Here is a 7904-nt window from a genome sequence, read left to right as displayed (position 1 = left end):
CCCCCGCCGTGGCCCCGAAAATGGCGGCCCGCCGGCGCCGCCGCAGCCGCCGGGCATGCGTGGTTTCCGCGACATCGCGGCCGACGCCGACGATCTCGGCCGCGCCGCGGCGCAAGCCAACCGCAACGCGCGGAAGACCTACGCCAACGTGCCGTCGCCCTCGCCGGAATTCGACCGGCTCGAGCCGAACATGGAAAACCGCGGCGCCGATCCCGACGCGCCCTATTCGTACGACGAATCGCTGGAGGAGGCCGACCGCTACGCGCCGCCGCCGCAGATGCCGCCGTCACGCGATCGTCCGCGGCTTTCGCAGGATCGCGAGCCGCCGAAGAAGCGCGCCCGCACCGGCGCCGCATTTCCGTTCAAGAGCGCAATCGCGGTCGGCATCGTGCTCATTCTGGTCGGCGCCGGCATCCTGTGGGGCAAACAGGTCGTCTCGACCGTCAGCGGCCTGTTCAAATCCACGTCCGTGGTGGAAGCGCCGAAGGATCCGGCCGCGCCCCAGTCGCGCCCGAAGATTCCCGATCGCGTCGGCCAGCCGTCGTCGAGCGAGAACGTGGCGCCGGTCGCGCAGCGCGTCGTGCTCTATGACGAGGATCCCTCCGATCCCAAGGGCAAGCAGTATGTCGGCTCGGTGATCTGGCGTACCGAACCGATCAAGGCGTCGGGCAACCAGAAGCCCGATATCGCCGTGCGCGCCGACATCGAAATCCCGGACCGCAAGTTCAAGATGACGATGTCGTTCCGCCGCAACACCGACTCCTCGCTGCCGGCGAGCCACACCGCGGAGCTGACCTTCATCCTGCCGCAGGATTTTACGGGCGGCGGCGTCGGCAACGTGCCGGGCATCCTGATGAAGTCCAACGAGCAGGCGCGCGGCACGCCGCTGGCAGGTCTCGCGGTGAAGGTCACCGACGGCTTCTTCCTGGTCGGCCTCTCCAACGTCGATTCCGACCGCGCCCGCAATCTGCAACTCCTGAAGGAGCGCTCCTGGTTCGACGTGCCGCTGGTCTACGTCAACCAGCGCCGTGCCATCATCGCGATCGAAAAGGGTGCTCCCGGCGAGCGCGCGTTCAACGACGCGTTCGCGACGTGGGGGGAGTGAGAGGCGCTCTCAACTCCGAGCTGATCTCGCTGCTCCAGCAAATCGATCGCCGCGCGACTTGAGGTAATGGTTCAATAAAAAAAGGCCTCAGCATACTCTGCAGAGGCCGTTTGCATTCGGGATCGAGCGAGGCGACCGCCTCACTCGACAGCGGCGGCGCGCCTCCGCGCGGCTTCGCGGTCCATCACGGCGCGGCAGCCCGGGCTGACATGCGCGCGATTCCTGGCCATGCAGGCGGTGATCCTCGGGACGTTGGGGACTTCATGGCCGCATAGCCGCATGGCGTCGCCGGTGCACATCTGCTGCGCCTCCGAGGAGAAGGCGAGGCTTGGGCCTGCGGAAAGCGCCGTCGCCGCGCAGGCGATGGCGAAGAGAAGTGCGATTCTGCTTGTATGATGGAAAGTCATGTGAGCCGATCCCCAAAGGTTGTGCGCGGTGCTGGCCGCTGTTTATTGGGGGCGCTGCACGCGGTTTGCGCTGCCGCACGCGTCATCCTTCACCGGGAAGTCACCCGGTGTGGTTGCTCGATTTCTGCCGATGTCCGAATCAAAAAGTGCTGCGCCGCCCGCCACGAATTATGCGCCAATGCGGCAAAGCTGCAATGCTCGCGTCAATACTTCTCTGGACTGTTGCGAGCGCGCCACGTCGAGCGACGCGCGCAGGTGAGTCGAGGCGACGTTTGATTCCGCGCCCTTGCCGGGTCGATGAGTTCCGAAGACGGAACGGGCGCGAGGGCTTTGGTCTCGCCGTCCTCAACTGCAATCGAGCGGCGCTTCGGGCGGACACCGGTACGATCGGTGGCGCACGATCCCTGATCTCCGCGACCGCTTGCCTTCGAACAGGCGTTGGCCAGCCCGGCTGCCGCACCCGACCGGGCCATTCCTTCCGCGTCGAAAAACTCCGTACAAATGCGGAAAATCCGAGGTCCGAAACAACCAGCCGTTAGGGAAGCCTGAGCTACGATCAGCGGCTATTGCTGGCGCGCCGCATTGCTTTCGTTGGGGTTAAAGGGCTGCCGAAATCAGCCTTTCGGGTGGCACTCATATGCTTGTTCGTTCCGCTGCCGATGCATCCACCAAGCTGCCGGCCATCCGCGCGGCGGAAGGGTCGTTGCGCTGCGCTGAGGCGATCCTGGTGGAGCGGGAATAGCCATGCCTGCCGCATCGTCTGACCTGCGCGCGGAATTGAACGGCGCCGAAAAGGGGGGACCCGAGCACGACGCCCAGATGATGGAGGAGGTCACCGACCTCTTTCTCTCCAGTGTCGATCGGCTGAGTGAATCCCAGATCGGGGCCGTCGATGGCGTCCTCGCTCAACTGGTCGGGCGGGTGGAAGCCGCGACCTTGCAACAGCTCAGTGAAGCTCTCTGCACCATCGAGCAGGCGCCGCGCCAGACCATCCGCAACCTGGCCTTTCATGACAACGCTCTGGTCGCCGGGCACGTTCTGAGACATTCCGTCTGTCTGTCGGAAAAGGATCTTCTCGAGATCATCCAGACCCGCAGCCAGCAGCATTTGCTGGCGATCTCCGACCGGAAGACCCTCAACGAGGCGCTGACCGACGCCTTGATGCGATTTGGCGACGTCAACGTCTCCAACGCGCTGGCGCGGAATGCCGGCGCGCGCTTTTCCGAATGCGGTTATGCGACGCTGGTCGGCAGGGCGGAGAAGGACGAACACCTCGCGGAGAAGCTCGGCGTTCGCCTGGACATTCCCGGGAGCCTGCTGCGGGAACTCCTCGACAAGGTCGCCGACGTGGTCCGCGCCCGGTTCCTGACGGCGTCGCGGCCTGTCGCACGGAAAGGCCCTGCTGCTGCGAACGCCGGACAGGCCGCACCGGTCCGCAAGGCGATCGATTATACAAAGGCGCAGAACGAGGTCGTCGCGCTCAACCGCACCGGCAAGCTCAACGATTCCATCGTGAACCGGTTTGCGGTGAGGGGTGAATACACCCATGTGGTCGCAGCGCTGGCGCTGAAGGCCGACGTCAAGGTCGAGGCGATCGAGCCCTTGCTCGATGCTGATCGGGTGTACGGCCTGATCGTCGCGTGCAAGGCCGCGCGGCTGACCTGGTCGACCACGACGATGATCGTCCGAAACCGGCCCAACTGTCCGCCATCCACCGACCGGGAACTCGAACAATGCGTCGCGGTGTATGAGACCCTGCTGCTGTCGGTGGCGCAATGGACGATCCGGTTCGGCTCGGATCGGATCCTTGGAAAGAGCAGCGAGGCTGCCGCTCCGGCCGCCAAGGGCAAAGTGAAGCAACCAGCCTAGCGATCCGTTCATCCCGCGTGCACGAGTTCCGGATTTCGTGGAGCCTGTCATCGGGCGCGCATTCGCACGGACCTGTCGGCTCATCCGGGCTGCGATCGCGCAGGTTCACGGCCTCTTGACTCTCCCCTGACCGGATTTGACATTGCCCACGGCCAAAGCGCGGGTGAGACATCGGATCATGTCCGATTTCGAACGTGCGCGGCTGGTCCGATGGAGAGCGTTGCTTCTTCGACAGCTTGTTTCCCGCTATATGGACTCGACGCAGAGGTCGCCATGAAACGCTATCTGATCTTCGGCGCTGTCGGCCCGCTCGTCGGCGGGTTCTTGATGCTGCTCGCGACCACGGTCGCTTCGGGTTACTGGACCGACACCAGCTGGTCGGAGATCGGCAAGTTTCTCGGTGCCTTCGTCAAGACGCTGCAGTACAGCTATCTGTTCGGCCTCGTGCCGGCGCTGATGGTCGGCGCCATCGACGACATTCTCTATCACGTCAAGCGCATTTCGCCCGTGGTGCGGCTGCTGATCGTTGCCGCCATCGGCTTTGCCGCATCGTCGCTGCTCTATGGCTCGCGCGGGCCGGATACCGGCGTCGCGCAGTTCTTGCTCTATGGCCTCGTCGGCATGGTGCCGGCGGCGCTGTCGTCCTGGTTGGCGCACAAATACGCGGACGCGCCGCATCCGGTGCATTCGACGTGACGGCCCGACAGCCTGCTCGACTCTCCTGCGAGCTGCTCTTCGACTGAACCGGAGCCGGCTGCCGGCGTCAGGAATTTCCTGACCGCTGCCCATTGATATGATGCTTGGCAGAACAAGAGCGAACTGATCCGATCCGGGAATTCAACGTAAGGGAGCGCATGGCGTTGTCCGTTATCGTCGGCAAGAAGATATGCGCGCGACTGTGATCGCGGAGTTGGGCAGCAGGCTTTACTCTGGTTCAGGCCGGCCGAAGCAAGGCGTCTGGCTTTTCGCAGCGCTTGTTCTCACGGCCGCCATCCCGGTCCTGCTTCTCGGGGGATGGATGGCCTACATCACCGCCGATCAGGAACGGAGCTACGCTCGCGAAGCCGCTACCGAGGCGCTGACGCAAGTCGCACACCGGATCGAGGGCGAGATCTCCCGCGAAATGCAGGTGGCTGAAACGCTTGCAAGCTCGGCCGCGCTCGATCGGGGCAATTTGCAGGACTTTTATCTCGAGGCAACGCGGATCGTAGCTGCCCGTCCGCTATGGGAGACGGCGGCGCTGACGAAGCCGGATAAGGAGCAGGTCCTGAATGTGCTGCGGCCTCTCGGCGCCCCGCTCGGGCCGGTAACCGACACCGAAAGCTTCAACGCCGTTCTTCGCTCGCGAAAGCCGGTGCTCGGCGGCCTCGGGCCCTATCAAGCCGCCATCGGCAAGCAACTCGTGTCGCTGCGCATCCCTGTTATCAGGGATGGTGAGCTCCGCTACGTCCTGACGATCGGCCTGTTGCCCGACCAGATTGGCACCATTCTCGCGCAAGCAGGATTGCCGGTCGGATGGGCCGGCACGGTTGCTGACGCCAGGGAGAAGATCGTTGCGCGCACGCCTGACACGAAAGTCGGCAAGGCGGGCGCGACGACACCCGCCGTGCAGGAAGCCATGGCGCGCGGCGGCGCGAACTCGCCGCGGACCCAGACGCGCGAAGGCGTCGATGTTGAAACCGTCCATCGCGTGCTCGCCGGCACGGATGGGTGGTCGGTCCATGTCGGCGTGCCGGTGTCGGAACTGAATGCGCCCGTATCCCGCTCGTTGAACCTCCTGTTCGGCGGCACGGCCGCGAGTGTCGGCCTTGCCATTGCCCTCGGTCTGGTGATCGCCCGGGAAATTGCTCAGCGGCGGCGCATGGAGGCGCTTCAGTCGGCGGCGGCGCTGCTGGACAGCGAAAAGCGCGGGGCGCTTGCGATCGATGCGGCCGAACTCGGGACATGGCGCTGGGATCTATCCGCAAACGAGTTCAGCGGCTGCACTCGCTTCCGCACGCTTCTGGGCCTCGCGGGCGCGCGATCGGAAGAAACCCGATGGTCCGCAGACCGGATCTTCGCGCTGGTCGAGCCACCACATCGCGCTGCCCTGGTTTCGTTCGCCACCGACTGCATCGAGAGCGGCAGATCAAGCAGCGTCGAGTTTCCGATACAGTCGGATGATCGGGGAGAATATTGGCTGCGTGCGGCGGGGAGGGCGGAGGGGCCACCCAACCGGCGTCACGTAATTCACGGCGTGCTGGCCGACATCGACATCCCAAAGCGCGCCGAGGCCGAACGGTCTCACTTGCTTCGACGCCTGGCTTCGGCGCAGGAAGAGGAGCAGCGTCGGATTTCACGGGAACTGCACGACCAGATCGGGCAGACGGTGACCGGGTTATCTCTCGGACTGAAAGCCCTTGAGCAGGGACTGGCCAAAGGCAGCAACGGTCAGGCCGCGACCGAACAAGTGCGGTGGCTGGAGCAGCTCGCCGCGCAGATCGGCCGCGATATCCATCGTACGGCCTCGGACCTGCGGCCGACGGCCATCGATGATCTCGGCATCTTCAAGGCGATCGAAGCCTATGTTGCGGAGTGGCAGGAGCGCTACGGCGTTCGCGTCGATATCCAGACCGCCGGGCGTGACAACTCGCTGCCTGCCGATGTGGCGGCTGTACTGTACCGATTGGTTCAGGAGGGATTGACCAACGTGCTGAAGCACGCCAGCGCCAGCAAGGTGAGCATCGTGCTTGAGAAGAAACCTGAAGGGCTGGCGCTTGTTATTGAGGATGATGGGATTGGATTCGACCCTGAGAACGTCGGCGGGCTTGCATCAGACCGCAGCCGGGTGTCGGGATTGGGTCTTTCCGGCATGAAGGAGCGGGTGGCGTTGCTCGACGGCACCATCGCGGTCGAATCTGCGCCAGGAAAGGGAAGTACGATTTTTGTTCAAATTCCCCTGGAAGAGGCGGAGATCGCCCGATGACGCCCGTTCGCATTGCACTTGTTGACGATCACCCTGTCGTGCTGGCCGGCATCCGCGCGCTGCTGCAGGGCGTGCCCGAAGTCGAGCTCGTCGGCGAAGCCAGCACCGGAGCCACAGGCCTGAAGGCCATTTGTGATTCCTCGCCGGATATTGCGGTCATCGATCTTTCGCTGCCTGACATCAGCGGGATGGAACTGGCGCGTCAGGTCAGCAGGCAATGCCCTGACGTAAAGATCATTGCGCTGACGGTCCATGAAGATCGAGCGTACGTGCACCCGGTGCTCGAAGCGGGGGCCAAAGGATATTTGTTGAAGCGATCGGCTGGGGACGAATTGCTTCGTGCCATTCGCGCGGTCAACCAGGGTGATATCTACCTCGATCCCGCGATCGCCGAGAAGGCGGCAATGAATGTGCCCGAGCTGGCGCTGCCGGGCGATAGCGATGGCGGTGAACTATCGCGGCGTGAGGAGGATGTGCTCAAGCTCGTGGCTCAGGGCTTCAGCAACAAGCAGATCGCCGGACAGCTCGAGGTGAGCGTCAAGAGCGTCGAGACCTATAAAGCGCGAGCATCCGAAAAGAAGGGACTTCACAGCCGCGCGGATATCGTTCGCTACGGCATCAAGCAGGGCTGGCTCGCCGCCCCAAACTGAGACGCCGACGGAAAGCCACGCCTCGCGCTGACGCCGCAGAGCGCTAAAGCGTGATGACTTTCCTTCGAATCGTCATCCCGCTTTATCTTTTTATTTGAGCATGATCTTTCGGAAAACTGCTACACACTTTTCCGGATCATGCTCTAGCCGCCGTGCGGATCTCGGCTATTTGGCGGAGCCGGGGTGCTGAACGGCCTTTAGGTCGCTCATCGGCACACAGCTCTTCTTCCGGCGCTGATTCCGAGGGGCGCCTTGCACTCTCAGCACCTTGCCTGCCGAACACGAGCCGTCGTTGACATAGATGGTCGAGTAGGGGTCCATCATCAGCGGTTCGTAGGGGTACAGCTTCTGGGCGGAGGACGGCTGCGCCGAGAACAAGGCCGCCAGAAGGGCCGCGAGGCCGAATGCCTTGCGAACGGTCGCAGCGCCTGAGATGTGCCCACGGTCCGGACCCGACTTGATCGCTCGCACTTCATCGATCCCTTCGAAGCAAGCGCGTCTCTGCCGTCGGGCGAGGTCCTCGCGATTTGCCATGGATGACATCTGTCACCGGGATGAGGTGGCGCGCGTAGGCTTCCTTCAGTCTTCCAATCATTTCGGTGTTTTCTTCCGATGCGCTCAGGCCAAAAGCATCGTCCTTGCGGGCCAGCAAGCCGTTGGCACAAAGTCCCTCGAGCGCTTTCGCGGTTTCGGTTTCGCCGGTATAGATGCGCGCCGCGATCTGCGACACGCGCCAGCGCTTCTCCGGATTCGACCAGATAAGAAGAAGCGCCTCAATCTGGGGTACCGAAGCAATGTGCTTCAATATGAAGTCCCTGATATCATCGGGGACGTGTTGCGTTGCCATGCCGTTGGCTGATGTTGTGGGTTCAAGCAATGCCGGATACCTGAAGCCGCGATCGTCGTGG

General features: G+C 63.5%; 8 protein-coding genes. 5 read left to right on the top strand and 3 right to left on the bottom strand.

The features are described 5' to 3' along the window. Positions 1-1105, top strand: a 1105-nt coding sequence (locus CQ12_RS14900) for a hypothetical protein (protein ID WP_057836054.1), incomplete at its 5' end; no start/stop codon positions are given. 140 nt (positions 1106-1245) lie between these two features. On the opposite strand, the gene CQ12_RS14895 is transcribed toward CQ12_RS14900, so the two are convergent. Beyond that, a complete protein-coding gene (locus CQ12_RS14895; protein WP_057836043.1) occupies positions 1246-1512 on the bottom strand; it encodes a hypothetical protein in 267 nt (88 codons plus the stop codon). Positions 1513-2256: 744 nt separating this feature from the next. On the opposite strand from CQ12_RS14895, the gene CQ12_RS14890 reads away from it, so the two are divergent. The 4 genes from CQ12_RS14890 to CQ12_RS14875 all read left to right on the top strand — a co-directional run bounded on the left by CQ12_RS14890 (position 2257) and on the right by CQ12_RS14875 (position 6996). Next, the gene (locus CQ12_RS14890) at positions 2257-3381 is read left to right on the top strand and encodes a DUF2336 domain-containing protein (protein ID WP_057836042.1); all 1125 of its coding nucleotides are present in this window, start codon (positions 2257-2259) and stop codon (positions 3379-3381) included. A 273-nt stretch (positions 3382-3654) separates the two neighbouring features. After that, positions 3655-4077: a DUF5413 family protein gene (locus CQ12_RS14885; protein WP_057836041.1), complete on the top strand. Its 423-nt coding sequence runs from the start codon at positions 3655-3657 to the stop codon at positions 4075-4077. 658 nt (positions 4078-4735) lie between these two features. Continuing rightward, the gene (locus CQ12_RS14880; protein ID WP_198164152.1) at positions 4736-6346 is read left to right on the top strand and encodes a PAS domain-containing sensor histidine kinase; all 1611 of its coding nucleotides are present in this window, start codon (positions 4736-4738) and stop codon (positions 6344-6346) included. A 38-nt stretch (positions 6347-6384) separates the two neighbouring features. Further along, positions 6385-6996 carry a response regulator gene (locus CQ12_RS14875; RefSeq protein WP_430642209.1) on the top strand — a complete coding sequence of 204 codons (612 nt, stop codon included), beginning with the start codon at positions 6385-6387 and terminating at the stop codon, positions 6994-6996. A gap of 165 nt (positions 6997-7161) precedes the next feature. On the opposite strand, the gene CQ12_RS14870 is transcribed toward CQ12_RS14875, so the two are convergent. Beyond that, complete coding sequence (locus CQ12_RS14870; protein ID WP_057836038.1) at positions 7162-7467, bottom strand: DUF6719 family protein; 306 nt, start codon at positions 7465-7467, stop codon at positions 7162-7164. A 1-nt stretch (position 7468) separates the two neighbouring features. Beyond that, a complete protein-coding gene (locus CQ12_RS14865) occupies positions 7469-7873 on the bottom strand; it encodes a hypothetical protein (RefSeq protein WP_157088221.1) in 405 nt (134 codons plus the stop codon). Between the last annotated feature and the right edge of the window lie 31 nt (positions 7874-7904).

The sequence above is a fragment of the Bradyrhizobium jicamae genome (assembly GCF_001440395.1).
Lineage (GTDB): Bacteria > Pseudomonadota > Alphaproteobacteria > Rhizobiales > Xanthobacteraceae > Bradyrhizobium > Bradyrhizobium jicamae.
The sequence above is the reverse complement of the archived record's forward strand: the minus strand, read 5'-3'. Positions and strand labels throughout refer to the sequence as shown.

Excerpts from the sequence above, each read along its gene's own strand:
- CQ12_RS14895 (WP_057836043.1), bottom strand. The coding sequence starts at position 1,512 with ATGACTTTCCATCATACAAGCAGAATCGCACTTCTCTTCGCCATCGCC.
- CQ12_RS14890 (WP_057836042.1), top strand. The coding sequence starts at position 2,257 with ATGCCTGCCGCATCGTCTGACCTGCGCGCGGAATTGAACGGCGCCGAA.
- CQ12_RS14885 (WP_057836041.1), top strand. The coding sequence starts at position 3,655 with ATGAAACGCTATCTGATCTTCGGCGCTGTCGGCCCGCTCGTCGGCGGG.